This window comes from Roseivivax sp. GX 12232 (genome assembly GCF_021272185.1).
Classification (GTDB): Bacteria; Pseudomonadota; Alphaproteobacteria; order Rhodobacterales; family Rhodobacteraceae; genus Roseivivax.
This window is the reverse complement of the sequence record NZ_JAJSEC010000002.1, coordinates 390,966-417,023: the sequence shown is the minus strand read 5'-3', so window position 1 is coordinate 417,023 and position 26,058 is coordinate 390,966. Positions and strand designations below refer to the sequence as shown.

Here is a 26,058-nt window from a genome sequence, read left to right as displayed (position 1 = left end):
CCACGCCGCCCGTTGTGGTGACCCCTCTCGGTCAACACAAAATATAGATGCCCTTCGTCAAAAATTTGATTGACCCGAAGAGCAGCCAACGTAGTGTGGTGTCTACCGGCTCAGAACCCACAAGATTTAGTGGGCCGTCGCAGGGGCAAGATCAGCAATACCAGCGGGGCGCGCGGCGCGCGCCCGGAACGCCGCTTCGGCGCGCGCTGAGGTTCTGTGTGCTCCCGCGCGGGCCGGACGAGATGGGGCATTACGCGAGACGAGGCAGAACATGAAAATCGAACGTCGCTACACCAAGGCCGGTCAGGATGCCTATGCCGGCATCGACTTCGTGACCACCGCATCCGAGATCCGCAACCCGGACGGCAAGATCGTCTTCCGCCTCGACGACGTCGAGGTGCCGGCCAAGTGGAGCCAGGTCGCCTCGGACGTGATCGCGCAGAAATACTTCCGCAAGGCCGGCGTCCCGGTCGAGCTCAAGCGCGTCCCCGAGAAGGACGTGCCCGAGTTCCTGTGGCGCTCCGAGCCGGCGGCCAAGACCACCGAGCGGCAGGGCGAGACCTCCTCCAAGCAGGTCTTCGACCGGCTCGCCGGCGCCTGGGCCTACTGGGGTTGGAAGGGCGGCTACTTCACCACCGAGGAAGACGCCCGCGCCTATTACGACGAGATGCGCCACATGCTCGCCAGCCAGACCGCGGCGCCGAACTCGCCCCAGTGGTTCAACACCGGCCTGCACTGGGCCTATGGCATCGACGGCCCCGGCCAGGGCCACTACTACGTGGATTACAAGACCGGAAAGCTCACCAAGTCGAAGTCGGCTTACGAGCACCCGCAGCCCCATGCCTGCTTCATCCAGTCGGTCTCGGACGACCTGGTGCAGGAAGGCGGGATCATGGATCTCTGGATCCGCGAGGCGCGGCTGTTCAAATACGGTTCGGGCACCGGCACCAATTTCTCCAGCCTTCGGGCTGAGGGCGAACCCCTGTCGGGCGGGGGCCGTTCGTCCGGTCTGATGGGCTTCCTGAAGATCGGCGACCGGGCGGCGGGCGCAATCAAGTCGGGCGGAACGACCCGACGCGCCGCCAAGATGGTGATCTGCGACGCGGATCACCCGGACATCGAGGAGTTCATCAACTGGAAGGTCCGCGAGGAGCAGAAGGTGGCCTCCATCGTCGCGGGCTCGAAGATGCACGAGCAGATGCTGAACGGCATCTTCGCCGCCATCCGCGAGTTCGACGGCTCCGAGGACGGGGCCTATGACCCCGCGGTGAACATCGCGCTGAAGACCGCCGTGCGGGCGGCCAAGCGCGCGCAGATCCCCGAGACCTACGTCAAGCGCGTGCTGGATTACGCCAAGCAGGGCTATGCCTCGATCGAGTTCCCGACCTACAACACGGATTGGGACAGCGAGGCCTATGCCAGCGTCTCGGGCCAGAACTCGAACAACTCGATCCGGGTCACCGACGCCTTCCTCGAGGCGGTCCGCGAGGACAAGCCCTGGGAGCTGGTGAACCGCACCGACGGCAAGGTCGCCAAGACCGTCTCGGCGCGCGAGCTCTGGGAGCAGGTGGGCCATGCGGCCTGGGCCTGCGCCGATCCCGGCATCCAGTTCCATGACACCGTGAACGCCTGGCACACCTGCCCAGAGGACGGCGCGATCCGCGGCTCGAACCCCTGTTCGGAATACATGTTCCTCGACGACACGGCCTGCAACCTGGCCTCGATGAACCTGCTGACCTTCCTGAAGGACGGCAAGTTCGACGCCGAGACCTACATGCACGCCACCCGGCTCTGGACGCTGACGCTGGAAATCTCGGTGACCATGGCGCAGTTCCCCTCGAAGGAGATCGCGCAGCTCTCCTACGACTTCCGCACGCTGGGCCTGGGCTATGCCAATATCGGCGGGCTCCTGATGAACATGGGCTTCAGCTACGACAGCCACGAGGGCCGCGCGCTCTGTGGCGCGCTGACCGCGCTGATGACCGGCGTCTCCTACGCGACCTCGGCCGAGATCGCGGGCGAGCTGGGCGCCTTCTCGGGCTACGAGCGCAACAAGGCCCACATGCTGCGGGTCATGCGCAACCACCGCAACGCCGCTTACGGCGCGACCACCGGATACGAGGAGCTGGCGGTCAAGCCGGTGCCGCTCGATCACGGCAACTGCCCCGACGGGGCGCTGGTGGACCTGGCGATGAAGGCCTGGGACGACGCGCTGAAGCTCGGTGAGCAGCACGGCTACCGCAACGCCCAGTCCACGGTGATCGCGCCGACGGGCACGATCGGCCTGGTGATGGACTGCGACACCACCGGCATCGAGCCCGACTTCGCCCTGGTGAAGTTCAAGAAGCTCGCCGGCGGCGGCTACTTCAAGATCATCAACCGCTCGGTCCCGGGCGCGCTGGAGAAGCTTGGCTATAGCTCGGCCCAGATCGAGGAGATCGTGGCCTATGCGGTGGGCCATGGCTCCATCGGCAACGCGCCGGGCATCAACCACACCTCGCTGGTGGGTCACGGCTTCGGCCCGGCCCAGCTCGAGAAGATCGACGGCGCGCTGGCCTCGGCCTTCGACATCCGCTTCGTCTTCAACCAGTGGACCCTGGGCGAGGAGTTCTGCCGCGAGGTCCTGGGCATCCCGGCCGAGAAGCTCAACGATCCCTCCTTCGACCTGCTGCGCCACCTCGGCTTCTCCAAGGCCGAGATCGAGGCCGCCAACGACCACGTCTGCGGCACCATGACCCTCGAGGGCGCGCCGCACCTCAAGGAAGAGCATTACCCGGTCTTCGACTGCGCCAACCCCTGCGGCAAGAAGGGCAAACGCTACCTCGGCGTGGAAAGCCACATCCGCATGATGGCCGCCGCGCAGAGCTTCATTTCGGGCGCGATCTCCAAGACGATCAACATGCCCAATGACGCCACCATCGAGGATTGCCAGAAAGCCTATGAGCTGAGCTGGTCGCTGGGGGTGAAGGCCAATGCGCTTTATCGCGACGGCTCGAAACTGAGCCAGCCGCTGGCCGCCGCCCTGGTCGAGGACGACGACGAGGCCGCCGAGGTGCTCGAGACCGGCTCGACCCACGAGAAGGCCGCGGTCCTGGCCGAGAAGGTGGTCGAGAAGATCATCGTCAAGGAGGTCGAACGCGCCGCCGCGCGGGAGAAGATGCCCGAGCGCCGCAAGGGTTACACCCAGAAGGCGGTTGTCGGCGGCCACAAGGTCTACCTGCGGACAGGCGAATATTCCGACGGCTCGCTGGGCGAGATCTTCATCGACATGCACAAGGAAGGCGCGGGCTTCCGGGCGATGATGAACAACTTCGCCATCGCGGTCTCGGTCGGCCTGCAATACGGGGTGCCGCTCGAGGAGTTCGTCGACGCCTTCACCTTCACCAAGTTCGAGCCCGCGGGCATGGTGCAGGGCAACGACTCGATCAAGAACGCGACCTCGATCCTCGACTACATCTTCCGGGAACTGGCGGTCTCCTATCTCGACCGCACGGACCTGGCGCATGTGAAGCCCGAGGGCGCGACCTTCGACGACATTGGCCGCGGCGAGGCCGAGAGCGCCTCGAACATCCAGGAGGTGACCGAAAGCGCCGCGTCGAAATCGCTCGAGGTGCTGAAGCAGATCAGCTCCACCGGCTACCTGCGCAAGCGGGTGCCGCAGGAACTGGTGGTGCTGCAGGGTGGCGGCCAGCCCATGGGCTTCGCCGCACCCGAGGGCCGCTCGGCGGCCTTGGCGACGCTGGCGCCCGAGACCGGCGGGGCGACCACGGTCGCGAGCCGCAGCGAAGGCGCGGGGCAGATCGACGCCTCGACCAAGGCCCGGATGCAGGGCTTCGAGGGCGATCCCTGCGGCGAATGCGGCAACTACACGCTGGTCCGCAACGGCACCTGCATGAAGTGCAACACCTGCGGCGGCACCTCGGGCTGTAGCTGATCATACTCTCCGGGGGCGGGTGACCCTGCCCTCGGACCCCGGCCGGGCCGCAGGCAGAGAACTTTGGGCGGTGACCAAGAGTGAGCCCGACCGGCACGACTGAACAGGGCCCCCGCGGGGGCCCTTTTTTCGTGGGTTGGGATGTGGAATGGAGCGCCCGGGTTGGCGCGGAGCGGTCGCTTTGGAAGGGCCGAATAAGAGGCCAAAGAAGAGCGCGGTGAGAGCGCGATTCTTTGGCTAATAATTCAAAATCAACGCGTTAAGGGTGCTTTCTCGCGCAATACATGAAGCGCGCCGCTGCCCGGGAGACCCACCGGGCGGCGCCGCGTCACGCCGCCCGGCCAAGCCTCAGCGCTTCTTCATCGCATCCATCAGCGCCGCACCCAGCGAACCGGTCTGATCCGACCCGCCGCGCGGCTGGCCGCCGGATTTGCCGCCGCCCTTGGGACCGCGCGCGCCCTTGCCCTTGCCGGGCCCAGGCTTGCCGCCACCGGGACGCTGCGCCTCGCGGGCGGTGCGGTCCTCGCGCGCCGAGGCGCCGCCGTCCTTGCGCATCGAGAGCCCGATGCGCTTGCGCGGCACGTCGACCTCGGTCACCCGGACCTGCACCACGTCGCCGGCCTTCACCACCTCGTGGGGGTCCTTCACGAAGCGGTCGGCGAGCTGGCTGACATGCACCAGCCCGTCCTGGTGCACGCCCACATCGACGAAGGCCCCGAAGGCCGCGACGTTGGTCACCGTGCCCTCGAGCCGCATCCCGGGCTTGAGGTCGGTGATCTCTTCCACGCCCTCGGCGAAGGTCGCGGTCTTGAACGAGGGGCGCGGGTCGCGGCCGGGCTTTTCCAGCTCCGAGAGGATGTCGCGCACCGTCGGCAGGCCGAAGCGGTCGTCGGCGAACTCCTCGGGCGACAGCGCCTGCAGCGCCTTCGGGTCGGACTGGATCGCGCGCAGGTCGCGGCCGCAGGCGGCGACGATCCGGCGGGCAAGGTCATAGGCTTCCGGGTGCACCGCCGAGGCGTCGAGCGGCTCGCCGCCGTCGCGGATGCGCAGGAAGCCCGCGCATTGCTCGAAGGCGCGAGGCCCGAGCCGCGTCACCTTCAGCAGGTCCTTGCGCGCGGCAAAGGCGCCATGGCTGTCGCGATGGGCGACGATGGCCTCGGCGAGCCCGGGGCCCAGCCCCGAGACATGCGCCAGAAGCGGCGCCGAGGCGGTGTTGAGATCGACGCCCACCGCGTTCACCGCGTCCTCGACCACGGCGGCCAGCGAGCGCGCCAGCCGGTGCTGGTCGACGTCGTGCTGATACTGGCCGACGCCGATGCTCTTGGGCTCGATCTTCACCAGTTCGGCCAGGGGATCCTGCAGCCGCCGCGCGATGGAGACCGCGCCACGCAGCGAGACGTCGAGATCGGGAAACTCCCGCGCCGCAAGCTCCGAGGCGGAATAGACCGAAGCGCCGGCCTCGCTGACCACCACCTTGGTGGGCTTCTGCACGTCGCGCGGCAGCATCGCCAGCGTGTCGGCGACCATCTTCTCGGTCTCCCGCGAGGCGGTGCCGTTGCCGATGGCGATGAGCTGGATGCCGTGCCGCGCGATCATGTCGAGGATCGCCGCCTGGGCGCCCCGCATGTCGCGTTTCGGCTGGAAGGGATAAAGCGTCTCGGTCGCCACCAGCTTGCCCGTGGCGTCGACCACCGCCGCCTTGACCCCGGTGCGGATGCCCGGGTCGAGCCCCAGCGTCGGTCGGGCGCCCGCGGGCGCGGCCAGCAGGAGGTCGCGCAGGTTGCGGGCGAAGACCGCGATGGCCTCCTCGTGGGCGCGGGCGCGCAGCTCGGCCATGAGGTCCAGCATCATCGTCGAGGAGAGCTTCACCCGCCAGACCCAGGCCGCCACCTCGCGCAGCCAAGCGTCGCCCGGCCCGCCGCCCTTGAGGTCGAGCCGCGCGGCGATCATCGCCTCGCAGCGCGGCTGGCCGGTCTCGGGCTCGGGGCCGATCTCGAGCTGCACGACGCCTTCCTTCCAGGCGCGCATCATCGCCAGCGCCCGGTGCGAGGGCACCCGTGCCCAGGGCTCGGCATGGTCGAAATAATCCGAGAACTTGGCGCCAGCCTCTTCCTGGCCCTTGACCACCTTGGCACTGACCAGCGCCTCTTTCTGCAGGAAGCCGCGCAGGTCGCCCACGAGGCCCGCGTTTTCCGCCAGCTCCTCGGCGATGATGTCGCGGGCCCCGGCGAGCGCCTCCTTCACGCTCGGCACGGCCTCGGAGAGATAGCCCTCGGCCAGGGTCTCGGGCGGGGTGCCGCGGTTGGCGAGGATCGCGTCGCGCAAGGGTTCCAGCCCGTTTTCCCGCGCGATCATCGCCTTGGTGCGGCGCTTGGGCTTGTAGGGCAGGTAGATGTCCTCGAGCTCGGCCTTGGTCTCGGCCTTGGCGATCGCGCGCGAGAGCTCCTCGGTCAGCTTGTCCTGCTCGCGGATGGATTTCACGATGGCGTCGCGGCGCTCGTCCATCTCGCGCAGGTAGCCCAGCCGGTCGGCGAGCCGCCGCAGCTGGGTGTCGTCGAGCCCGCCCGTGGCCTCCTTGCGGTAGCGCGCCACGAAGGGCACCGTGGCGCCTTCGTCCAAGAGTTTCACCGCCGCTGCGACCTGCGCCGCGCTGGCGCCGATATCCGAGCCGATCGTGGTGTTGATGCGGGTGGCGCGATCCATGGAACCCCTCGTGTTGTCGTGGTCCGCTCTCCTTACTGGCCGCGCGAGCGTGGCGAAAGAGCGAAGCCGAGGCGGCGGCGGGATGGGGCTGAGGGGGAGGGTGTGTGGGTGGCAGCGCGACGCCGATCCGTTGGGGTTGCGACCCCCCGCTCTCCACCCCGCACCCTCTTGCGCCCGAATAGCACCGAAGGTGCCGGGCGCGCGCCGGACCGGCCCGATGGGCCGGCGCTCCTTGTGGTGGCGTGCATAGATCAACCCTAGTCCTGACCTTGCATGGATAAAGCGCCTCGCTCAGCAGTCAGCAGCGCAGGCCCCCGGTCCGGCGCGCGCCCTCTGCTGTGAGGGGTTGCGACGTGGGTGGTGGCACGGGCTGCGTGAGACAGGAAGGCAAGCGCTGGTCGGACCGTGGCAAAAGGGGCGACCGAACCGGCGACGAACCATAGCCTACCGCCGTCCGAGCACCGCCGCGTCGGAGCGGTTACCAGCAACGCGCATCGCCGCCTGAGCGCGGGGCCACCCCCCTCACTATTCCATCCACCCCTGGTCCACCCAGCCCGACACATCCCCGGGCCAGCCCAAGACCTCGCCCGAGCCGTCCTTCAGCACCCCGCTCTGGTAGAGAAACTGCGCCATGCCCGAGAACCGCTCGCGGTCGATCGACCCCACCGGGGTCTCTCCGTCGGTCAGGTAGTCTCCCGCGACGATGGCCTGCATGGAGCCCCGCACCAGCGCGGGGTTGGGGAAATCGCCCGCCGCCAGGAGCAGCTCCGCCGCCTCCTCGGGGTGCCGCGCCGCCCAGGCATAACCCTCCTGCGTCGCGCGCATGAAGCGTGCCACCAGCGCGGGCGCCTCGGCCAGATAGTCCGACCGCGTGCCGATATAGCCGCCCTGCTGCTCGGGGATACCGTAATCGGCATAGGCAAAGGACGACTGATCGCGGCCCAGAAGCTCGCTGTTCACGCCTTCCCAGGTGGCGACTTCGAGGGTGAAATCCACCGCACCCGTGGCCAGCGCCTCGTAGGCGCCGGTGCCAAGCGTCACCGTGTCATACTCCGCCGTGCCGCCGTCGTGTTCGATCATGGTCGAGATCAGCGCGTCCTCCCAGGCGCTGCCGAAGCCCGCGTAGGTCTTGCCCTCAAGATCGGCGGGCGTGGAAATCTCGCGGTTGTCGCTGTTGTAGACCAGCCGCCCGGTCTCCTGCTGCATGGTCGCCCAGAGCGCGGTGATCCCGGCGCCCGAGGCCCGCGCGCTCATGAACCCGAGCGAGGTCATATAGGCAAAATCCGCCACCCCCGCGGCCAGAAGCGCGGTCGAGCTGGTGTCGGAATAAGGCAGGATCTCGACCTCGAGGCCCGCGGCCTCGTAAAGGCCCCGGTCGCGGGCGGCGATCAGGCCGACGTGGTTGGTGTTGAGCGTCCAGTCGAGCGCGATGCTCAGGTCTTCGGCGCTGGCGCTCGCGGGCAGGGCCAGAAGCGCGCTGGTCATCAGGGATCGGATCATGGGGTCAGTCCTCCAATAGCAGGGATTTCAGCGTCATGCGCGTCTCGGCCAGGGCAGCCTCGCTGCGCGCGGCGCGCGGGGTGGTCAGGGGGATGTCGGCGACAATCCGGCCGGGCCGGGCCGACATGACGAGGATGCGGTCGGCCATCTGGGTGGACTCGTGCAGGTCATGGGTGACCATGAGCACGCCGCGCGGCGTCTCGGCGAGCCGCGCGCAGAGCCAGTCCTGCATGCGCAGCCGGGTCACCGCGTCGAGCGCCGAGAAGGGTTCGTCGAGAAGCACGTAGCGGCTGTCCTGCACGATGGTGCGCAGGAAGGCCGCGCGCTGGCGCATCCCGCCCGAGAGCTGGCCGGGAAAGAGATCCTCGGTCCCGGCAAGCCCGAAGGGCGCGAAAAGCGGTGCCACGGCTGCGCGGGCGGCGCGGCGGCTCCGGCCCGCGATCTCGAGGCCGAGCCCGGCGTTCTCGGCTACGGTCAGCCAGGGAAAGAGCGCATCGGCCTGCGGCTGATAGGCCAGCGCCGGATCGGGCCGCGCCATGGGCGCGCCGTCGCGGGTGACCCGGCCTTGGGCGCCAAGCCCCGGCGGCAGGATGCCCGCGAGCCACTTGATGACCGAGGTCTTGCCGCAGCCCGAGGGGCCGATCAGGCAACAGAGCTGGCCCTCGGGCAGATCGACGCCCAGACCCTCGACCAGGGGCGCGGTGCCTGCGGTGATCGTCAGACCCTCAATGCGCAGCATGCGGGGCCTCCCGGAAGCGCCGCGCGGTCAGCCGGTCGATCCCCGCCAGCGTGCCCAGAAGCATCAGCGTCAGGCAGGCCGAGACCACAACGCCGGCCAGCACCAGGTCGGCGCGGAAGGTGTTCTTGGCGGTCAGGATGTAGATCCCGATGCCGCTGCGGGCGCCTGCGTATTCCGCGAAGATCGTCGCCACGATGGCATAGGTCGCCGAGATGCGGAGCCCGGCGAAAAAGCTGGGCCGGGCGGCGGGCAGGATCCCCCGGCGGAAGACCGAGAGCCGGCCCGCGCCCATGGCGGTCAGAAGCTCGGTGAAGGGCCGGGGGGCGGCGCGATAGCCCGAAAGAAGGCTCACCAGGATCGGGAAGAAGGTCACCAGGATGACCAGCAGCACCTTGGGCAGGAGCCCGAAGCCGAACCAGAGGATCATCAGGGGCGCCAGCGCCACCAGCGGCACGGTCTGGCTCGCCACCAGAAGCGGCATGAGCCCGCGCCGCAGGAGCGGTGTGAAATAAAGCGCGACGGAGGTCAGGAAGGCGAAGCTCACCGAGAGGATGAAGCCCAAGGCCGCCACGGTCAGCGTGCTCTGCGCGTGGCGCAGGATCTCGGCGCGTTCGACCTGCAGCGCGCGCAGGACCCCGCTCGGCGGCGGCAGCACCAAGGGCGAGACCCCGGCGCGGGTGCAATAAACCTCCCAGCCGAGAAGCAGGAGCGCGGCGCAGAACAGCGCCGGGGCGATGCGGTGGACAAGCGACATGGGCGACCTCCGGGCCGCGCGGCAGGGCCTCCCGGGGCCCGCGACGGGGCCCGGGGGCTTATGCGGCGCGGATCAGCTCAGGCTGGGCGAATTGGCCGAGGCGGTGAGGTCGATGGTCACATGCCCCTCGGCCGGGCCGAAGCGCAGGAAAGCCTGGCGCAGCGTCTCGAAGACCGCGCCCGCGTCGCCCCGGAGCCGGGTGCAGAAGTTCTTGGCCTTCAGGAAGGTGCCCGAGGACTTCAGAAAGTCGATGCAGCCGTAGATCTCGTCCATATGGCCGTCCTGGCCCAGCACGTAGAGCGAGAACTGCACGTCGATGGTGACCCCGGTCTCGGGCGCCGCGGCGACGGCCTCCAGGGCGCGGGTCTGTCGGGTGGCGAGCGGCAAGTGCTGCGCCTCGGTCAGCGTCTCGCAGCGGCAACTGGGGTCGTCGGGCTCTCCGGGGCAGCCGCGCGAGAGGGTGACATGCATGGTCACATGTTCCGGCCGGCGCGCGGCGGCGGCAAAAAGATCGCGGATCGCATCGAGGAGCGGCTCCGGCGCGCCGACCATGAGCGTCGACATGTCGTCGGTCTCGATCCTCAGTTTCTCGCGATAGGGGGACAGGCCCTCGAGCCCGGTTTCGATGACGCCGACGAAATCGGACGTCATCGGATAAAGCGACACCTGCGCGCCTATGAACATGCTGTACCTCGCTCCGCTGGCATGACCCAGATCAGCTTTGAAGGGTTCGCGCGGGACCCGCGCATCTCAGCCCCTCGTCGGGGCACCCCTGGTTGTGGGCGGCAGGTTGGGACGGCAGCGCGCCGGTGTCAATGCGTGGATTTTGGGCGCGGGATTGCGTGGCTCTGTGGTGGATGAGGTGTCGCATAAAAGGTATTTATTTCAGTTATTTGCGGTTCATAATTCGCGCAAAGAATGAAGCGCGCGGAGCGCCTTCGGCCCCACGCGCTTCAAAAAAATTCTCACCCCTCGGGGAGGAAAAATCCCCCGCGCGGCCCGCTCAGGAGCGGGCGATGTAGCGGTCGCGGCGGTGGTTGATGGTGATGATCGCGTTCAGGATCACCGCGCCGAGGAGCGACCAGAGCACCTGGGCGTAGGAGAAGAGGAAGATCGCCAGCGTGAAGACGCAAAGGTCGAAGGCGAGCTGCGTGTTGCCTGCCGGGATGCCGCGCCGGTCCTGCAGCCAGAGCGCCACGATGCCCACGCCGCCCAGCGTCGCGCCGTGGCGGAAGAGCCCCAGAAGCCCCATGCCCGCGCAGAGCCCGAAGAGGCTCGCGCCGACCGCCGGGTGCAGCGGCTCGATTGTCAGCACCAGCGGCATCAGGTCGGCCATGACCGACATGGTGGTCACCGCGATGAAGTTCTTCACCGTGAAGATCCAGCCCATCTTGCGGATCGCCAGCACGTAGAAGGGCAGGTTCAGCACGAAGAAGACCATGCCGAAGGACCAGCCGGTCGGATAGGAGACCACCAGCGCAAGGCCGGCGATCTGGCCGGTGATCAGCTCCGAGGCGCGCAGGAACTGGATCGAGAGCGCGACCAGCGTGCAGCCGATCATCATGCCCTGGATGTCTTCGGCCAGCGTGTGCCGGTCGGCGGGGGGTGTCTCGAGCAGGATCATAGGCGCTGTTCTGGGCCTCGGGGCTCAGAAGGCAAGGGCCCGGGGGCAATTCCCCGGGGTCCCGCGTCGCTGCGCCGCAGCATTCGCCCGGAAATTGGGCGGTGCGGGGCGCGTGCGGCGGAGCCGGGCAGGGCGGGCGCTTGGGTTTTGGCGGAGAGGGGCGGCTCTCAGGGACGGTGAAAGCGCGGGCTTCGGTGCTCCCTCGGGACACCGCGCAAGCGCCGCGCTCACAGCCACCAGAGCCATCACAGCGCCCGACAGCCGGACGCCCCACAACTCACACCGAGGTGCCCCTCAGCACGCCCTTAAACCACACGCACCACGCCACCCCGGCCCGACCTCCGGCCCGGGGTGCCGCGCGTCACAGCCTCAGAGCGTCAGCGCATTGTTCAGGTTCTCGTCGACCTTCTCGAGGAAGCCCATGGTGGTCAGCCAGCCCTGGTCGGGGCCGACGAGCAGCGCCAGGTCCTTGGTCATATGGCCGGCCTCGACGGTCTCGACCACGACCCGCTCCAGCGTCTCGGCGAAGGTCTGCAGCGCGGCGTTGCCGTCGAGCTTGGCGCGGTGCTTCAGCCCGCCGGTCCAGGCGTAGATCGAGGCGATCGAGTTGGTCGAGGTCTGCTCGCCCGCCTGGTGCTGGCGGTAGTGGCGGGTGACGGTGCCATGGGCGGCCTCGGCCTCGACGATCTGGCCGTCGGGCGTCATCAGCTGCGAGGTCATCAGCCCCAGCGAGCCGAAGCCCTGCGCCACGGTGTCGGACTGCACGTCGCCGTCGTAGTTCTTGGTTGCCCAGACAAAGCCGCCGTTCCACTTCATCGCGCAGGCCACCATGTCGTCGATCAGGCGGTGCTGGTACTCGATGCCCTTGGCCTCGAAGGCCTCGCGGAACTCGGCTTCATAGACCTCCTGGAAGATCTCCATGAAGCGGCCGTCGTATTGCTTCAGGATGGTGTTCTTGGTCGAGAGGTAGACCGGCCAGCCGAGGTTCAGCCCGTAGTTCAGCGAGGCGCGCGCGAAGTCGCGGATCGAGGCGTCGAGGTTGTACATGCCCATGAAGACCCCGGCGTCGGGGGCGTCGTAGACCTCTTCCTCGATCACCGTGCCGTCCTCGCCCACGAATTTCATCGAGAGCTTGCCCTTGCCGGGGAACTTGAAGTCGGTGGCGCGATACTGGTCGCCGAAGGCGTGGCGGCCGATCACGATGGGCTGGGTCCAGCCCGGCACGAGGCGCGGCACGTTGCGGCAGATGATCGGCGCGCGGAAGACCACGCCGCCGAGGATGTTGCGGATCGTTCCGTTGGGCGAGCGCCACATCTTCTTCAGGCCGAACTCCTCGACCCGGGCCTCGTCGGGGGTGATCGTGGCGCATTTGACCGCGCAGCCGACCTCCTTGGTCTTCTCGGCGGCCTCGACGGTCACCTGGTCCTCGGTGCGGTCGCGTTCCTCGATGCCGAGGTCGTAATAGAGCAGGTCGAGGTCGAGGTAGGGCGTGATCAGCTTGTCCTTGATGAAGGCCCACATGATGCGGGTCATCTCGTCGCCATCCATCTCGACGATGGGGTTCTCTACCTTGATCTTGGACATGGGTTCGCTCCGCTGGGCCGGGTGTGGGGCCTGAATCGCCTGGGGCCTCCCCTAGCGCATCGCGGGCGCTACGGGAAGTGTTGTATGCGGCGGTATACCGAAATTCGTAGAGACAAGGTTGGGCGACGGGCGGGGCGACCGCCCGATGCGCCGAGGCTCACTCGGCGGCGTCGAGCGCCCCGGACTTGATCTCGCTGATGACCTTTTCCCAGAGCTCCGGCGGCTGCGCGCCGGGCACCGCGTGGCGGCCCGCGACGATGAAGGTCGGCACCGAGCTCAGCCCCATGTCGCGCGCGGCCTTGTCGCGGTTCTGGATCTCCTCGCGGTCGGCCTCGCTGGCCAGGAGCCGGTGGATCACCGCGGCGTCCATCTCGATCTGGTCGGCGATATCGGCCAGCACGTCATGGGCGCCGATGTCGCGGCCTTCCTTGAAATAGGCCCGGAACAGCGCCGAGACCGCCGCGGTCTGGCGGCCCTCGATGCCGGCCCAGTGGATCAGCCGATGCGCGTCCAGCGTGTTGGGCGTGCGCTCGATGGCCTCGAAGTCGATGTCGAGCCCGGCGTCCTTGGCGCGTTCGACGACCGGCATATAGGCCTGGACCGCGCCTTCCTCGCCGCCGAACTTGCCTTCGAGATAGGCGCGGCGGTCCATGCCCTCGGCGGGCATGTCGGGGTTCAGCTGGAAGGGGTGCCAGGCGATCTCGAAGGGGTGGTCGTGGTTGGCCTCGAGCGCGCGGTCGAGAAAGGCCTTGCCGATGTAGCACCAGGGGCAGATCGGATCGGAGAAGATGTCGAGCTTGGCCAAAAGGGCTCCTTTCGGGGGATCGGGCAGGCCCTCGGGCCCGCGCGTTTCAGGCGTGGGGTTTGACGATTAGATGGGCCCCGGGGCCGCGGGCACAAGGTTTGTGCCGGGATTGGGCGGCGGGGTGGTGGGTTTGGGGTGGCGTGGTGACGCTTTGGGCGCGGGCCGTTTTGGCGCGGGTGCGGGGCCGCAGCACCGCGGCCGCCGCGGTGCTGCGGCCATGCAGGGAGCAGGGGCCTCGGCTTGGCCGGGGACAGGCATCGACGTCGCGCCGGGCGCGCAGGTGTCACGGATCGCCAGCATAGAGCGCCCCTAGGCGATATGCGGCCGCGCTTGCAAGCCTCCCGTGGCCGCCATAGAAGCCTTGTCATGTCCGACAGAGACCCCAGGACCCTGATCCGGATCGCCCGGGAGAACGGCGCCGATGCCTTCGGCGAGCCGCTGAACCTTGGCGAGCGGGTGCGCGAGCTGCGCAAGGCCCGCGACTGGACGCTGGAACAGGCGGCCCGGCAGGCGGGGCTCGCGCGGTCGACGCTCTCGAAGATCGAGAACGGGCAGATGTCGCCGACCTACGACGCGCTGAAGAAGCTGGCGACGGGGTTGCAGATCTCGGTGCCGCAGCTCTTCACGCCGCCGAAGCGCGACCAGATCAACGGCCGGCTGGTGAGCGCCAAGGCCGGGCAGGGGCTGGCGCAGGCGACGGCCACCTACGAGCACGTGCTGCTGGCCGAGGGGCTGACCAAGAAGGCCATGCTGCCTTACCAGGCGCGGATCCGGGCGCGCTCCATGGAGGAGTTCGACGGCTGGGTGCGCCACGACGGGGAAGAGTTCCTCTACGTGCTGACCGGGGTGATCCGGCTTTACACCGAGTTCTACGAGCCGATCGAGATGCGCCGGGGCGACAGCGCCTATTACGACGCGACCATGGGGCACAACGTGATCTCGGTCTCCGAGGACGATGCGACGATCCTTTGGGTGACGGCGCTGGCGTGAGGCGGGGGGGCGGGCGCCGGGGTTGTTCGGGTGGAGCGTTGCCGTCGGTGATGCGGCCCACCGGGGCTACGGAGGCGCGTAATCGGGTGACTGATCCAGATCACCGGCCAAACCCTGAGAGCCAAGGAAATGCTGCCTTTTTTGAGACAATAAGCGGGCTCGCAGGCTCCGGCATCGCGCCTTACCGCCCATGCCCTCCGAGGTCTCCCGAACCCAATCACCCCACGCGCCTCCTTGCGCCCGAATAGCACCGAAGGTGCCGGGCGCGCGCCGGACCGGCCCGATGGGCCGGCGCTCCTTGGTGTGGCGTGCTTAGTTCGCCGTTAGTCCTGACCTTGCGAGATAAATCTCATTGCTCGGATGTCGGCAGCGCCGGCCCCCGGCCCGGCGCGCGCCCTCTGTTGGTGCGAGTTGTGAGGGGGGCCGGCGCCACGCCCCGGCACCGCGCCTTACCGCCCATGCCCTCTAAGGTCTCCCGAACCCAATCACCCCGCGCACCTCCTTGCGCCCGAATAGCACCGAAGGTGCCGGGCGCGCGCCGGACCGGCCCCTTGGGCCGGCGCTCCTTGGGATGGCGCGCCTAGTTTGCCTCTAGTCCTGACCTTGCTGGGATTAAGCGCCTCGCTCGGAGGTCAGCAGCGCCGGCCCCCGGTCCGGCGCGCGCCCTCTGTTGGTGCGGGGTGTGAGGGGGCTTGGCGGTGACCTGTGGTCTGTTGCACCGAAGGCGTCTCTGGATGACACGGTATGGAACACCGGACTCTCGGTAATTCGGCGCCCACCCGCAAGGTTAGGCGTCAGCGTCCCCGAGAATGATGTTCCGGCGCGTCGAATTACGCCGCCGCCGCACCCGCGCGCACCCCCCAAACGAACCACGCCGGGCCACCCCTCCCAGGCCGGCCCGGCGCGCCACGCTCTCACCCTCCGCGGGATCACCCCCGGCGGCAGGCTCACTTGCTCTCGTCCCACCACCAGACGTCGGTCTGCCAGGTGAACCAGTCGCCGTAGATCGGCACCGTCTCGGGGTAGCTCAGCTCCTTGGCATGGGCGATGCGGCTGACGTTCCACTGGTAGACCGGGATCACGTAGCGCCCCGTCGTCAGCACCCGGTCGAGCGCCTGGGTCGCGGCGATGAAATCATCGGTCGAGCCGGCGTTCAGCATCTCGTCGATCAGCCCGTCGACCGCGGCGCTCTTCACGCCCATGAGGTTGCGCGAGCCCTCCTGGTCGGCCGCCTCGGCGCCGAAATAGAGCTTCTGCTCGTTGCCGGGCGAGAGCGACAGGCCGCGCTGGTAATAGGCCATGTCGAAGTCGAAGGCATTGAGCCGCTCGGTGTGCTGGGCGGGGTCGATGGCGGTGATCTTCGGCGTGATGCCCATGCGCTCGAGCGCCTGGACGTAGATGTCGATCACCGCCTGGTTCTCCTGGCTGCCCTGGGCGAGCAGGATCTCGAAGCTGAAGGGCTGGCCGTCGGGGCCGGTCATCACGCCGTCCTCGATGGTATAGCCGGCCTCTTCCATGAGCCCGATGGCCTTGCGGATATTGCCGCGGTTGCGCGCCGAGCCGTCGCCCTTGGGCAGCTCGTAGCCCTCGAGCGCGCCGGGCAGCAGCTCATCCGCATAGGGTTCGAGATACTCCCGCACCCGGCCCTCGGCGGGCCCCGGGGTCATGCCCAGGATCGAGTTCGAGAAATAGGAGGTGATGCGCTCCTGCCGGCCGCCGGTCATGGCGTCGTTGATGAACTCGAAGTTGAAGGCATGCAGCATGGCCGAGCGCACCCGCCAGTCGTCGAACTGGTCGCGGCGGGTGTTCATCACGAAGCCGATCATGCCCGAGGGGCGCTGGTGCGGGATCACCGATTTCACGATCTCGCCGCGCTCGACGGCGGGGAAGTCGTATTGCGTCTCCCATTTGTCGGCGTTGGTCTCGCGGTGAGAGTTGATGATGCCGCCCTTCAGCGCCTCGAACATCGCCTGGGCGTCGCCGAAGAACTCCATGCGGATCTCGTCGAGATTGGCCTGGCCGTTCATGAAGGGCAGATCGTCGCCCCAGTAGTCGCGGTTGCGGGTCAGGGTGACATGCCGTCCGGCCTCGAAATCCGAGACCACATAGGGCGCGGTGCCGAGCGGGATGGTGTCGAGCCCCGATTCGGTGAACTCCGCCTCCGCCCATTGCGCCTTCTTCAGGATCGGGCGCAGCCCGAGGATCAGAGGCAGCTCGCGGTCCTCGACGTTGAAGGTGAAGCGCAGCGAGCGCGGGCCGGTCTGCTCCATGGTCTCGACCTTGGCCCAGGCGCCGCGGTAGCGCGGGTGGCCCTCGGTGCCGAGGGTCTCGTAGGACCACATGACATCCTCGACGGTGACCGGGCTGCCGTCCGAGAAGGCGGCCTCCTCGCGCAGGGTGAATTCGACCCAGGAGCGGTCCTCGGGCACCTCGATCGATTCGGCCAGCAGACCGTAGAGCGAGAAGGGTTCGTTCCAGTTCCGCCCCATCAGGCTCTCGTAGGCCAGGAAGCGCAGCGCCCAGGGGGTGGAGCCCTTGAGGATATGCGGGTTGAGGCTGTCGAAGCTGCCGACCTCGGCGGTGATGATGCGCCCGCCCTGGGGCGCCTCGGGGTTGGCATAGGGCAGGGCCACAAAATCCGGTGGGAGCGCGGGATCGCCATACATAGCGATGCCATGCTGCGGCTCGGCAAAGGCCGGCCCGGCCAGCCCGGCGAGAAGCGCCAGCGCCGCGCCCCGGGCGAAATTGTGGAAGTGAAGTGCTGCCATGATCTGCCCGGTCCTTTTCTGCCCGCGTGCTTGTGATGCAAAAGTAACGGGGGGCCGGAGGGTTATCAAACTTTTAGCTTGGCAGTCAGGTCATTCTCGCTTATCACTAAGGCACTGCTCGATAGGTTTCTTGCCTGTATGAAACCTGCCTCAATAACTGAACGCCGGCCTCGTGCCGGCGTTTTTTTTTGGTCGCGCGCTTCCCCGGCGGGTGGAAGCCGCCCCCGGTCTCGGGTGATAGTCTCGCAGTTGCAGCATCGCGCCGGGACGCCCGGCGCCGCGAGAGAGCAGGAGAGACCTACCAGATGAACCTCAAGGGCAAGACCGCCGTCATCACCGGCTCCAATTCCGGCATCGGGCTGGGCGTCGCGCGGGCGCTGGCGGGCGCCGGCGCCGACGTGGTGCTGAACTCCTTCACCGATCGGGACGAGGACCACAAGCTGGCCGAGGAGATCGGCGCCGAGTTCGGCGTCACCGCGCGCTACATCTCGGCCGACATGTCGAAGGGCGAGGACTGCCGCCGGCTGATCGAGGAGGCCGGGGCCTGCGACATCCTGGTCAACAACGCCGGCATCCAGCATGTCGCGCCGATCGACGAGTTCCCGGTCGAGAAATGGGACGCGATCATCGCGATCAACATGTCCTCGGCCTTCCATTGCACCGCCGCGGCGCTGCCCCTGATGCGCAAGGCGGGCTGGGGCCGGGTGGTCAACGTCGCCTCGGCGCACGGGCTGACCGCCTCGCCCTACAAATCCGCCTATATCGCGGCCAAACACGGGGTGGTGGGCATGACCAAGACCGTCGCGCTCGAGACCGCGCGCGAGCCGATCACCGCCAATGCGATCTGCCCGGGCTACGTGCGCACGCCGCTGGTCGAGGCGCAGATCCCCGACACCGCGAAGAAATACGACATGACCGAGGAGGAGGTGACCGAGAAGGTCATCCTCGACCGCCAGCCCTCGAAGGAGTTCGCCACGGTCGACCAGATCGGCGGCACGGCGGTGTTCCTCTGCTCGCCGGCGGCGGACCAGATCACCGGGACGACGATCTCGGTCGACGGGGGCTGGACGGCCTTGTGAATATGGGTGTGCCGGTGAGGGTTTGCCGGTGGGTTGGTTGGTGACTGGTCGCTGATTTGAAGGTCGGCCCCGCCCAAGTGGCGGGGCCGTCTTCTCTGGCAGGCCGATCGTGCCGATCGGCCCGCGGGCGAGGGCGCTGCCCTCGCGCTCCGGGAGTATTTTGGGCCCGGCCATGCCTCAAGGGGTGGCGCTTCTTGAGGGGCTGCGCCCAGGCGCTGTGAGGGTGGAGGCGTCAGCTTTCGCCGGCGGCGCGGGCCTCGGGCGGGAGGGTCTGCCACCAGCTTGCGTAGCTGGAGTTCTGCGGGTGTTTGCCGCCTTCGTCGGGGGCGCCGTCCTGCCACCAGACCGGGCCGCGTTCGCCGAGCGCGCGTTTGGCGGCATCGACGGCGGCGCGGGCCTCGGTCTCTGCCTCGGGGGTTTGCGCCTGGCCCACGGCGCGGCGGGCCTGCATCAGGGATTTGACTTCCGCGCGGCGGGTCGCCGCGTCGAGGCCGGGGTTGGTTTTGCGCCAGAGCCGCGATTTGGCGACGAAATAGCGGCCATCCGGGGTTTCCGGGTGTCCCTTGCGCGCCATCAGGCGGCGTCGTCCTCGGCCTGCTGGCGGTGCCAGAGCTGGGCGTAACGCCCGCCCTCATCGAGGAGCGCGGCATGGCTGCCTTCCTCGATCACCTGGCCGTCCTGCAGGACCACGATCCGGTCGGCATCGGCGATGGTCGAGAGCCTGTGCGCGATGGTCAGCACGGTGCGGCCCTCGCCGGCGCGGGCGAGCGCGCCCTGGATGCCCGCCTCGGTGTCGGTGTCGAGCGCCGAGGTGGCCTCGTCCAGAAGCAGGATCGGCGGGTTCTTCAGGAGCGTCCGGGCGATGCCGACGCGCTGTTTCTCGCCGCCCGAGAGCTTCAGCCCGCGTTCGCCGACCTGGGTGTCGTAGCCCTCGGGCAGGGAGAGGATGAAGTCGTGGATCTGCGCGGCGCGGGCGGCCTCGATCACCTCGGCCTCGCTGGCTTCCTCGCGGCCGTAGGCGATGTTGTAGCGGATCGTGTCGTTGAAGAGCACCGTGTCCTGGGGGACCACGCCGATGGCGCCGTGCAGGCTGTCGAGGGTCAGATCGCGCAGGTCCTGCCCGTCGATGCGGATCGCCCCGCCGGTCACGTCGTAGAAGCGGAAGAGCAGCCGCCCGATGGTGGATTTGCCCGAGCCCGAAGGCCCGACCAGCGCCACGCTTTCGCCCGCGCCGACGGAGATCGAGACGCCTTTCAGGATGTCGCGGTCGCCGTCGTAGGAAAAGCGCACGTCCTCGAAGCTGACCGCGCCGCCCTTGACCGCGAGGGGGCGCGCGTCGGGGGCCTCGGAGACATCGGCGGGCTGTTCGAGCAGGTCGAACATCTCGCCCATGTCGACCAGCGCCTGGCGGATCTCGCGGTAGACCGTGCCGAGGAAGTTCAGAGGCGTGATGATCTGGATCATATAGGCGTTGACCATGACGAAATCGCCCACGGTCATGGCGCCCGCGGCGACGCCCCGTGCGGCCATGACCATGACCAGCACCAGCCCGGTGGTGATGATCAGCGCCTGGCCGAAGTTCAGGAAGGCCAGCGAGGTGGCGGTTTTCACCGCGGCCCGCTCGTAGCCCTCCATGGCGCCATCGTAGCGCCGCGCCTCGCGGTCCTCGGCGCCGAAGTATTTCACCGTCTCGTAGTTCAGGAGCGAATCGATCGCCTTCTGGTTGGCGTCGGTGTCCTGGTCGTTCATCTGGCGGCGCAGCTTCACCCGCCATTCGGTCACCTTGAAGGTGAACCAGACATAGGCGCCGATGGTGGCGGCCACGACCACCAGGTACCAGACGTCGAAGAGGAAGAGCAGCACCAGCCCGACCAGCGTCAGCTCGAGGATCAGCGGGCCGATGGAGAAGACCAGGAAGCGCAAGAGGAAGTCGACGCCCTTGACCCCGCGCTCGATGATCCGGCTGAGCCCGCCGGTGCGCCGGGTCAGGTGATAGCGCAGCGAGAGCGCGTGGATGTGGCGGAAGGTGTCGAGTGCGAGCTTTCTGAGCGCGTTCTGCCCGACCCTGGCGAAGACCGCGTCGCGGAGTTGCTGGAAGCCGGTGTTGAGCAGCCGCGACATGCCGTAGGCCACGGTCAGCGCCACCGCGCCCGCGCCGAGCGTCCAGGCGGCACTGGGCTCGTTCGAGAGCGCGTCGACGGCGGCCTTGTAGAAGAAGGGCGTGACCACGGCGATCAGCTTGGCCAGCACCAGGAGCCCCAGCGCCACCGAGACGCGGCGCTTCACCCAGGGCTTGTCGGCGGGCCAGAGATGCGGCGCCGCCTTGCGGATGGTGCGCAGCCCCGAGCGGCGTTCCTCGCGGGCGATCTGACGGGCCTCGGGGCCGGCTTCGGCACGGGCGTCGCTGGGCATCGGCTCTCCTGTCACGCTCTTGGCGACGGCTTAATCCCTGACGGCCCGGGATGCCAGAGGGGCGGCGCTCACTCGGCGGCGCGCAAGGGTGCCGCGCGGGCCTCGGCGGGGACCGGGGCGGCCTCTTCCCAGAGGATGGTCGGCGCGCGCACCCGCCGGGCCTCGCGGTTGAGCGCCCAGTCGCGGGCGACCCGGCTCGAGCGGCCCATGGAGAGCCGTGCGAAGGCGCGGGCGATCCAGCGGGCATAGGTGGTCACCCAGACCCGCAGCGCCAGCATCGAGGGCGTGAAGAGCAGCGTCAGGAAGGTCGCGATGCCGAGCCCGAAGACCACCGCGGTGGCCAGCTGCTTCCACCAGAGCGCGGTCGGGCTGTCGATCGAATAGCCGCCGCCGAAGAAGTCGAGCGAGAGACCAAACATCATCGGCGCGAGGCCCGCCATGGTGGTGATCGTGGTCAGGAGCACCGGGCGGATGCGGTCCTCGGCGGTTCGGATGATCGCCTGGGTGCGCGGCATGTATCGCTCGTATTCCTGGTAGGTGTCGATCAGCACGATGTTGTTGTTCACCACGATCCCCGCGAGCGCGACGATCCCCGTGCCGGTCATGATGATCGAGAAGGTCTGGTCCATGACCAGCATGCCGATCAGCACCCCGGTGGTGGACAAGACCACCGCCAGCAGCACCAGCACGGCGTTGTAGAAGGAATTGAACTGCGCCAGCAGGATGATGAACATCAGCCCCAGCGCCGCCGCGAAGGCCTGGCCGAGGAAGGCCTGGCTCTCGGCCTGGTCCTCCTGGTCGCCGGTCCATTCCCAGTCGAGCCCCGGAGCCAGCGGGTTGGCCTCGAGCCAGGCGGTCAGCGTGGCGATGCGCTCGTTGGGGGTGACCGGCACGAGGCTCAGATCGCCGGCCTGGAGCGCGTCGGAGACCGCCTCGGGGGTGGTTTCGGCGCCAATGTCGAGGACCGCGTAGCGCGCGCCGCCCTGGGCCGTCACCACGGGGGCGTCCTCGGCGCTGGCCGCGCCCTCGAGAAGGCGCAGCGTGGCCTCGGTGGTGCCCTCGGGGCCCGGGGTGACGGCCTTGAAGAGGTTCGGCGCCACATCGGCCTTCACGTCGAAATAACGCTTCTGCCCGACGCGGCTGATTTCGGCGAGCTTGGCGACCGGCTCGCGGGTGGTGAAGTTGGACAGCGGGATCAGCCCCTCGGCGGTGCGCACCTTCAGCGTGTCGAGGGTTGAGAGGACCCGGTCCTCCTCGGGCAGGCGCACGCGGATGTCGATCTCCTCGTCGGAGCTGTCGACCCGCATGGTGTCGAGCAGGAGCCCGCGGGTGACGAGCTGCACCATGGCGCCCACGGTGGCCACATCGGCGCCGTAGCGGCCGGCCTTCTCGACGTCGACGTCGATCTGCCAGTCGATGCCGGGCAGGGGGCGGCTGTCTTCGATCAGGCGCAGCCCCGGAGTGGCGTCGAACTGGCCGCGGACGCGGGTCGCGGCCTCCAGAAGGTCGGTCCAGCTGTCGCCGCTGATGCGCAGGTGCACGGGCTTGGCCGAGGCCGGGCCCATGGCGAGGTTCAGCACCTCGGTCTGGATGCCGGGGATCACCTGCAGCGCCTCGGAGAGCTCCGCGATGACCCGGTCGCCGTCGAGCGATGGGTCGTCCTTGCGGTCCTCCCAGGGGATGGTCTCGAACTGGATCTGGCCGATGGTGTCCTTGGGCGCCTCGGCGCCGCCGGTGTTCGAGGTCAGCCCGCCGTCGCCGGCGAAGGCGAATGCGTTGCGGGTGCCGGGATGGGCCATGACGATGGCCTCGGCGCGGCGCACCAGCGCGTCCTTCTCGGCGAGGCTCAGGTTGCCGCGGGCGCGGACGTAGAGGAGCGCCTGCTCGGGCTCGCTCTCGACGAAGAACTCCACGCCGTTGTTGTTCTCGCCGAAGTAGCTGAAGGTCGAGACCACGAAGAAGCCGACCGTGGCGATGGCGACGATCGGGCCCACCGGGTTGGCGACGATGGCGGCGACGAACCAGCCGAAGGGCGAGCGGCGGTAACCCGCGCGGACGCGCTTCTGCTGGCGGCGGATCGCGGCGGCGTCGAGGACGATGGAGGCGGCCACGGCCGAGAGGACGAAGACCAGGGCGCCGGGCAGACGGCCCGCCCAGCCCTCGGCCACCGGCGGGAAAAGATAGGCCGGGTTCAGCACCATCATGGCGCCGAGGAACAGCCCGAAAAGGACCACCGGCACCAGTGCGGCGCGGACCACCCAGGGCAGGGCGGCGCGCAGCCCCTGGCTGGCGTTCTCCAGCGTGCGCGAGAAGCGGCCCGTGACCCCGCCCATGACCGGCAGATAGACCAGCGCCACCACCAGCGAGGCTGAGAGGACGAAGATCAGCGTCACCGGCAGCATGCCCATGAACTCGCCCGGCACGCCGGGCCAGAAGAGCATCGGCAGGAAGGCGCAGAGCGTCGTCGCCGTGGAAGAGACCACCGGCCAGAACATGCGCTTGGCGGCCTCGACATAGGCGCGCATCGGGCCCGAGCCCTCGGAGATGCGCTTGTCGGCGTATTCGACCACCACGATGGCGCCGTCGACCAGCATGCCGACCGCGAGGATCAGCCCGAACATCACGATGTTGGAGACCGCGACCCCCATGACGGCAAGCAGCACGAAGCACAGAAGGAAGGAGGTCGGGATGGCGAAACCCACCAGGAAGGCGGGCCGGGTGCCGAGCGCGGCCAGCACCACGATCATCACCAGCGCGATGGCGGTCAGCACCGAACCCTCGAGCTGGCTGACCATGGACGCCACCTGCCGCGACTGATCGTTCGAGGTGCCGAGGTCGACCGCGGCGCGCAGCTCGTCGGGCCAGCCGGCCTCGGCTTCGGCGATGACCGCCTCGACCTGGTCGACGGTGTCGATGATGTTGAAGCCCTTGCGCTTGACCACCTGCAACGCGACCGAGGGCTGGCCGTCGAAACGCGCCGTGGAGGCGCGGTCCTCGAAGGTGAGGTTGATCGTCGCCAGATCGCCCAGCGTCACCACCCGGTCGCCGTTTACCTTGACCGGCAGGTCATAGACGTCGCGGGCGTCGTCGAAGCTGGACGGAATCTTCACCGCGAAGGCGCCGGTCTCGGTCTCGACCTCGCCCGCGGCGATCAGCTGGTTGTTGTTCTGCACCACGTTGATCAGGTCGCCCGCGGTGACGTTGTAGCTTTCGAGCTTCAGCGGATCGATGATCACCTCGAGCATCTCGTCGCGGTTGCCCGCGATGGCGGCCTCGAGGATCGGGTCCAGCGCCTCGAGCCGGTCCTGCAGGTCCTGCGCAACGCGCACGATGGTGCGTTCGGGCAGGTCGCCGGTGAGGTTCACGATGACGATGGGGAATTCCGAGAAGTTGATCTCGTTGATCGAATATTGCTCGGCGCCAGCCGGGAACTTGGCCTCGGCGTTCGACATGGCGTCGCGCACATCGGCCATGATCTGGGTCTTGTTCCAGCCGAACTCGAACTCCAGCGCCACGCCGGCATAGCCCTCGGCGGCGGTGGCCGACATCCGGTCGAGACCGTCGAGATCGGCCAGCTCGGTCTCCATCGGCTTCACCAGCAGCGTCTCGGCGTCCTCGGCGGAGATGCCGGGGAAGGGCACCGAGACGAAAAGCGCCGGGATCTCGATGTCCGGCTCGCCCTCTTTCGGCAGGGTGATATAGGCAAAGGCGCCGACGGCCAGCGACAGGGCGATGAAGGCCAGCACCATCCGGGCGCGGCCCGCGGCCCAGTCGACGATTCCCGTCATTGCAGGATCTCCTCGTAGGAGGGTGCCACGGGCACGCCGTCGGTCACGTATTCCTGCCCCAGAAGGATCACGTCGACCTCATCGGGCAGCCCGCCGACGAAGATGCCGCGGGCGGTGTCGCGCAGGATCTCGACCGGCAGGAACAGCGCGGTCCGCTCCTCGGTGACCGTGCGCACGCCGATCTGGCCTTCGTCGTTCAGCGTCAGCGCCGATTGCGGCAAGAGATGCGCGGGCTCGCCCTCGGCCTCGATCACGATCTCGGCGGTCTGCCCGGCGGAGATGGCGAGGCCCGCGTTGTCGGCGGTGACCTCGACGCGGAAGGTGCGGGTCACCGGATCGGCGGAGCGCGAGACGAAGGTCACCCGGCCCGCGATCTCGCCGCCCTCGGTCAGCCGCGCGCCGGCGGGGGCACCGACCTCGATGCGGCCCACCTCGGTCTCGGGGACGAAGCCGACCAGCTTGATCGGGTCGAGCTGCAGGATCGTGGCGCAGGGCGCGCCGCCCATGCCGCCCGACTGCATCAGCGCGCCAAGCTCGGCGGTGTCGCTTTCCAGAAGCCCTGCGAAGGGCGCCTTGATGGTGGTCTTGGCCAGTTCGTCCTCGGCGCGGGCCACGGCGGCCTCGGCGCTCTCAATCGCGGCCTTGGTGCTTTCCACCCCGGCGCGGGCGCTTTCGAGCCCGGCGCGGGCCGAGCTGACCGCCGCCTCCGCCGAGCGCACCCCCGCGGTGGTCGCCGCAACCCGGGTGTCGGAGGCGAAACCGCTTTCCGACAGGCGGTTGGCGGCATTGGCGTTGATATTGGCTTCCTCGAGTGCGGCTTCGGCCTCGGCGACCCGGGCCTCGGCCTCGGGGATGCGGGCCTCGGCCTCGGGCACGCGCGAGCGCGCATCGGCAAGCGAGGCCTCGGCCTCGGCCAGCGAGACCTCGCGGGTGCCGGGGTCGAGCACGCAGAGCGCCTCTCCGGCCTCGACGAAAGCGCCCTTGCGCAGCGGGTCCGAAATCACACGGCCAGTGGTCTCGGCCATGACCTCGACCATGCGGGCGGCCTCGGTCTCGCCGCGCAGCAGCACCTGGGCGTCAATCTCCTGCGCGGTGCTGGCGCGCGCCATGACCTTCACCGCGCCCTCGGTCTCGGCCTCGGGTTGGGCTTCGGGCTCCGGCGCGGCCTCGGCGGCGGTCTCCTCGGGGGCGGCGGGCGCCTCGCCCGACAGCGCCGAAGGCGCGATGTCGCGGGCAAAGTTCAGAAGGCGGTCCCGTTCGATGACGATGCCATAAAGCGCGGCAGCGACGAGGAGCGCGGTCAGGAGGGGCAAGAGGCGCATCGGGTCGTCCTGGATCTCGGCAGGCGCCGGGGGCGCACCGCCTGTGGTTGGCAACG

16 protein-coding genes and 1 riboswitch are annotated in these 26,058 nt (G+C 68.6%); of the genes, 3 read left to right on the top strand and 13 right to left on the bottom strand.

What is annotated here, in order from left to right; genetic code table 11:
• The first annotated feature begins 271 nt into the window (after nucleotides 1-271).
• Nucleotides 272-3,934: a vitamin B12-dependent ribonucleotide reductase gene (locus LR948_RS05885; protein ID WP_232753049.1), complete on the top strand. Its 3,663-nt coding sequence runs from the start codon at nucleotides 272-274 to the stop codon at nucleotides 3,932-3,934.
• Between the two features lie 348 nt (nucleotides 3,935-4,282).
• On the opposite strand, the gene LR948_RS05880 is transcribed toward LR948_RS05885, so the two are convergent.
• The 8 genes from LR948_RS05880 to LR948_RS05845 all read right to left on the bottom strand — a co-directional run bounded on the left by LR948_RS05880 (nucleotide 4,283) and on the right by LR948_RS05845 (nucleotide 13,643).
• Nucleotides 4,283-6,637: a Tex family protein gene (locus LR948_RS05880; protein WP_232753048.1), complete on the bottom strand. Its 2,355-nt coding sequence runs from the start codon at nucleotides 6,635-6,637 to the stop codon at nucleotides 4,283-4,285.
• A gap of 525 nt (nucleotides 6,638-7,162) precedes the next feature.
• Nucleotides 7,163-8,137, bottom strand: coding sequence for an ABC transporter substrate-binding protein (locus LR948_RS05875; RefSeq protein ID WP_232753047.1), 975 nt, complete (start codon nucleotides 8,135-8,137; stop codon nucleotides 7,163-7,165).
• A 4-nt stretch (nucleotides 8,138-8,141) separates the two neighbouring features.
• On the bottom strand, nucleotides 8,142-8,876 hold the full coding sequence (locus LR948_RS05870; protein ID WP_232753046.1) for an ABC transporter ATP-binding protein: 735 nt from the start codon (nucleotides 8,874-8,876) through the stop codon (nucleotides 8,142-8,144).
• A complete protein-coding gene (locus tag LR948_RS05865; protein ID WP_232753045.1) occupies nucleotides 8,863-9,630 on the bottom strand; it encodes an ABC transporter permease in 768 nt (255 codons plus the stop codon). The genes LR948_RS05870 and LR948_RS05865 overlap by 14 nt, the downstream gene beginning before the upstream one ends.
• 72 nt (nucleotides 9,631-9,702) lie before the next feature.
• Entirely contained in the window at nucleotides 9,703-10,314 is a 612-nt protein-coding gene (locus tag LR948_RS05860; protein ID WP_232753044.1) for a Ykof family thiamine-binding protein, read from the bottom strand.
• Nucleotides 10,306-10,414: riboswitch (TPP riboswitch) on the bottom strand. (Overlaps the previous gene by 9 nt.)
• Before the next feature lie 219 nt (nucleotides 10,415-10,633).
• Entirely contained in the window at nucleotides 10,634-11,254 is a 621-nt protein-coding gene (locus LR948_RS05855) for a YitT family protein (RefSeq protein WP_232753043.1), read from the bottom strand.
• Between the two features lie 369 nt (nucleotides 11,255-11,623).
• A complete protein-coding gene (locus tag LR948_RS05850; RefSeq protein ID WP_232753042.1) occupies nucleotides 11,624-12,838 on the bottom strand; it encodes an NADP-dependent isocitrate dehydrogenase in 1,215 nt (404 codons plus the stop codon).
• A gap of 157 nt (nucleotides 12,839-12,995) precedes the next feature.
• Nucleotides 12,996-13,643: a DsbA family protein gene (locus LR948_RS05845; RefSeq protein WP_232753041.1), complete on the bottom strand. Its 648-nt coding sequence runs from the start codon at nucleotides 13,641-13,643 to the stop codon at nucleotides 12,996-12,998.
• A gap of 366 nt (nucleotides 13,644-14,009) precedes the next feature.
• On the opposite strand from LR948_RS05845, the gene LR948_RS05840 reads away from it, so the two are divergent.
• Complete coding sequence (locus LR948_RS05840) at nucleotides 14,010-14,633, top strand: helix-turn-helix domain-containing protein (protein ID WP_232753040.1); 624 nt, start codon at nucleotides 14,010-14,012, stop codon at nucleotides 14,631-14,633.
• 947 nt (nucleotides 14,634-15,580) lie between these two features.
• Here LR948_RS05840 and LR948_RS05835 read toward each other — a convergent pair.
• Entirely contained in the window at nucleotides 15,581-17,401 is a 1,821-nt protein-coding gene (locus tag LR948_RS05835; protein WP_232753039.1) for an extracellular solute-binding protein, read from the bottom strand.
• 305 nt (nucleotides 17,402-17,706) lie between these two features.
• Between LR948_RS05835 and LR948_RS05830 the strand changes: the two genes are divergently transcribed.
• A complete protein-coding gene (locus tag LR948_RS05830; protein ID WP_232753038.1) occupies nucleotides 17,707-18,480 on the top strand; it encodes a 3-hydroxybutyrate dehydrogenase in 774 nt (257 codons plus the stop codon).
• Between the two features lie 232 nt (nucleotides 18,481-18,712).
• On the opposite strand, the gene LR948_RS05825 is transcribed toward LR948_RS05830, so the two are convergent.
• The 4 genes from LR948_RS05825 to LR948_RS05810 form a co-directional block, all read right to left on the bottom strand.
• Nucleotides 18,713-19,054, bottom strand: coding sequence for a hypothetical protein (locus LR948_RS05825; RefSeq protein ID WP_232753037.1), 342 nt, complete (start codon nucleotides 19,052-19,054; stop codon nucleotides 18,713-18,715).
• Nucleotides 19,054-20,892: an ABC transporter ATP-binding protein/permease gene (locus tag LR948_RS05820; protein ID WP_232753036.1), complete on the bottom strand. Its 1,839-nt coding sequence runs from the start codon at nucleotides 20,890-20,892 to the stop codon at nucleotides 19,054-19,056. Before LR948_RS05820 ends, LR948_RS05825 begins: the two co-directional genes overlap by 1 nt.
• A gap of 68 nt (nucleotides 20,893-20,960) precedes the next feature.
• Nucleotides 20,961-24,680: an efflux RND transporter permease subunit gene (locus LR948_RS05815; RefSeq protein ID WP_232753035.1), complete on the bottom strand. Its 3,720-nt coding sequence runs from the start codon at nucleotides 24,678-24,680 to the stop codon at nucleotides 20,961-20,963.
• A complete protein-coding gene (locus LR948_RS05810; protein ID WP_232753034.1) occupies nucleotides 24,677-26,002 on the bottom strand; it encodes an efflux RND transporter periplasmic adaptor subunit in 1,326 nt (441 codons plus the stop codon). The genes LR948_RS05815 and LR948_RS05810 overlap by 4 nt, the downstream gene beginning before the upstream one ends.
• Between the last annotated feature and the right edge of the window lie 56 nt (nucleotides 26,003-26,058).

What these genes read in the sequence shown, in the direction of transcription:
- LR948_RS05830 (WP_232753038.1), top strand. Translation starts at nt 17,707, where the DNA reads ATGAACCTCAAGGGCAAGACCGCCGTCATCACCGGCTCCAATTCCGGC.
- LR948_RS05850 (WP_232753042.1), bottom strand. Translation starts at nt 12,838, where the DNA reads ATGTCCAAGATCAAGGTAGAGAACCCCATCGTCGAGATGGATGGCGAC.
- LR948_RS05870 (WP_232753046.1), bottom strand. Translation starts at nt 8,876, where the DNA reads ATGCTGCGCATTGAGGGTCTGACGATCACCGCAGGCACCGCGCCCCTG.
- LR948_RS05810 (WP_232753034.1), bottom strand. Translation starts at nt 26,002, where the DNA reads ATGCGCCTCTTGCCCCTCCTGACCGCGCTCCTCGTCGCTGCCGCGCTT.
- LR948_RS05825 (WP_232753037.1), bottom strand. Translation starts at nt 19,054, where the DNA reads ATGGCGCGCAAGGGACACCCGGAAACCCCGGATGGCCGCTATTTCGTC.
- LR948_RS05860 (WP_232753044.1), bottom strand. Translation starts at nt 10,314, where the DNA reads ATGTTCATAGGCGCGCAGGTGTCGCTTTATCCGATGACGTCCGATTTC.
- LR948_RS05865 (WP_232753045.1), bottom strand. Translation starts at nt 9,630, where the DNA reads ATGTCGCTTGTCCACCGCATCGCCCCGGCGCTGTTCTGCGCCGCGCTC.
- LR948_RS05840 (WP_232753040.1), top strand. Translation starts at nt 14,010, where the DNA reads ATGTCCGACAGAGACCCCAGGACCCTGATCCGGATCGCCCGGGAGAAC.
- LR948_RS05820 (WP_232753036.1), bottom strand. Translation starts at nt 20,892, where the DNA reads ATGCCCAGCGACGCCCGTGCCGAAGCCGGCCCCGAGGCCCGTCAGATC.
- LR948_RS05880 (WP_232753048.1), bottom strand. Translation starts at nt 6,637, where the DNA reads ATGGATCGCGCCACCCGCATCAACACCACGATCGGCTCGGATATCGGC.
- LR948_RS05815 (WP_232753035.1), bottom strand. Translation starts at nt 24,680, where the DNA reads ATGACGGGAATCGTCGACTGGGCCGCGGGCCGCGCCCGGATGGTGCTG.
- LR948_RS05855 (WP_232753043.1), bottom strand. Translation starts at nt 11,254, where the DNA reads ATGATCCTGCTCGAGACACCCCCCGCCGACCGGCACACGCTGGCCGAA.
- LR948_RS05875 (WP_232753047.1), bottom strand. Translation starts at nt 8,137, where the DNA reads ATGATCCGATCCCTGATGACCAGCGCGCTTCTGGCCCTGCCCGCGAGC.
- LR948_RS05885 (WP_232753049.1), top strand. Translation starts at nt 272, where the DNA reads ATGAAAATCGAACGTCGCTACACCAAGGCCGGTCAGGATGCCTATGCC.
- LR948_RS05835 (WP_232753039.1), bottom strand. Translation starts at nt 17,401, where the DNA reads ATGGCAGCACTTCACTTCCACAATTTCGCCCGGGGCGCGGCGCTGGCG.